The organism is Mesorhizobium sp. M7A.F.Ca.CA.004.06.1.1 (genome assembly GCF_003999135.1).
Lineage (GTDB): Bacteria > Pseudomonadota > Alphaproteobacteria > Rhizobiales > Rhizobiaceae > Mesorhizobium.
The window spans coordinates 1-1,825 of the sequence record NZ_RZPQ01000971.1 but is presented as its reverse complement, the minus strand read 5'-3'; the positions used below and the strand labels follow the sequence as shown (position 1 = coordinate 1,825).

Genomic DNA, 1,825 nt, shown 5'->3' with positions numbered 1-1,825 from the left:
CTTCCTCGTCCGGCTCGACCAGCGCCGCGGCGCGGGCCTCGTGGAAGTCGGGATGGTCGGTGAACGAGACGATTTTCGCACGCGAAGCGCCTTCGACCAGAACCTTGACGGTGCCGTCGGGCAGCTTGAGCAATTGCAGCACATTGGCGAGCGTGCCGATGTCGAAGATGGCATCGGGCTCGGGATCGTCGTCGGCGGCATTCATCTGGGTGGCAAGCAGGATCTGCTTTTCCTGACCCATCACCTCTTCCAGCGCCTTGATCGACTTCTCACGCCCGACGAAGAGCGGCACGATCATGTGCGGGAACACCACGATGTCGCGCAGTGGGAGAACTGCGAAGACGCCGTCGCTGGGTGCCTTGGATACTTTGGCCATTGTCCAACCTTTCATGTCGCGGCCGCCAATCAGCCAACCGCGAATCTTATATTAACGACCGGGGATCGTTCCGCCTACCACCGTTTATGACGGGAGTTTTACAGCACAGAAATCGGGCACCTCGGCCTTCTCCAGTTAGTTGGATGCACGACCCCCAAAGATCAAGGGGCGTGTCCAAATCCGCACTTCCAACCCGTCCGCGAGTGACACATTTGCGACGCCAAGCCGTACGCCGCGCAAAAGCCCTGTGTGACAGCAAAACGGCGCCTTGCGGCGCCGTTTCAGAATTTCGCTGCGGGCTCATGATGTCAGGCGCTGACATTGCCCTTCTTTTCCTTCTGCTCGGAGTAGATGTAGAGCGGCCGGGCACTGCCGGTCACCACCTCCTCCGAAATCACCACTTCGCGCACGCCTTCGAGCGCGGGAAGCTCGAACATCGTGTCGAGCAGGATCGCCTCCATGATCGAACGCAGGCCGCGCGCGCCGGTCTTGCGCTCGATGGCGCGCTTGGCGATCGCCGAAAGAGCGTTCTCGTGGAAGGTCAGGTCGACATTCTCCATCTCGAACAGCCGCTGATACTGCTTGACCAGCGCGTTCTTCGGCTCGGTCAGGATCTGGATCAGCGCCGGTTCGTCGAGGTCTTCCAGCGTCGCCAGAACCGGCAGACGGCCTACAAATTCGGGGATAAGACCGAACTTCAACAGATCCTCGGGCTCGACCAGGCGGAAGACATCGCCAGTGCGGCGATCCTCGGGCGAAGCGACGACCGCGCCGAAACCGATCGAGGTCTTGCGGCCGCGATCCGAGATGATCTTGTCCAGCCCGGCGAAGGCGCCGCCGCAGATGAACAGGATGTTGGCTGTGTCGACCTGCAGGAACTCCTGCTGCGGGTGCTTCCTGCCGCCCTGCGGCGGCACGGAGGCGACGGTGCCTTCCATGATCTTCAGGAGCGCCTGCTGCACGCCCTCGCCCGACACGTCGCGGGTGATCGAGGGATTGTCCGACTTGCGCGAAATCTTGTCGATCTCGTCGATGTAGACGATGCCGCGCTGGGCGCGCTCGACATTGTAGTCGGCCGATTGCAACAGCTTCAGGATGATGTTCTCGACGTCCTCGCCGACATAGCCGGCTTCGGTCAGCGTCGTCGCGTCAGCCATGGTGAAGGGCACGTCGATGATGCGGGCCAGCGTCTGCGCGAGCAGCGTCTTGCCGCAACCGGTCGGGCCGATCAGCAGGATGTTGGACTTCGCCAGCTCGACATCGTTGTTCTTGCCGGCATGTGCGAGGCGCTTGTAGTGGTTGTGGACCGCCACCGACAGCACGCGCTTGGCGTAGGGCTGACCGATGACATAATCGTCGAGAACCTTGAGGATCTCCTGCGGTGTCGGCACGCCTTCGCGCGACTTCACCATCGAGGTCTTGTTCTCTTCACGGATGATGTCCATGCAG

Annotated in this window: 2 protein-coding genes; both read right to left on the bottom strand. The window is 61.6% G+C overall.

The annotated features are described in order from the left end of the window. A partial coding sequence (locus tag EN906_RS32800; RefSeq protein ID WP_206529235.1) for an LON peptidase substrate-binding domain-containing protein occupies positions 1–376 on the bottom strand: 376 nt, incomplete at its 3' end. Positions 377–684: 308 nt separating this feature from the next. Further along, on the bottom strand, positions 685–1,825 hold a 1,141-nt coding region (clpX, locus tag EN906_RS32795; RefSeq protein WP_127375707.1), incomplete at its 5' end, for an ATP-dependent Clp protease ATP-binding subunit ClpX.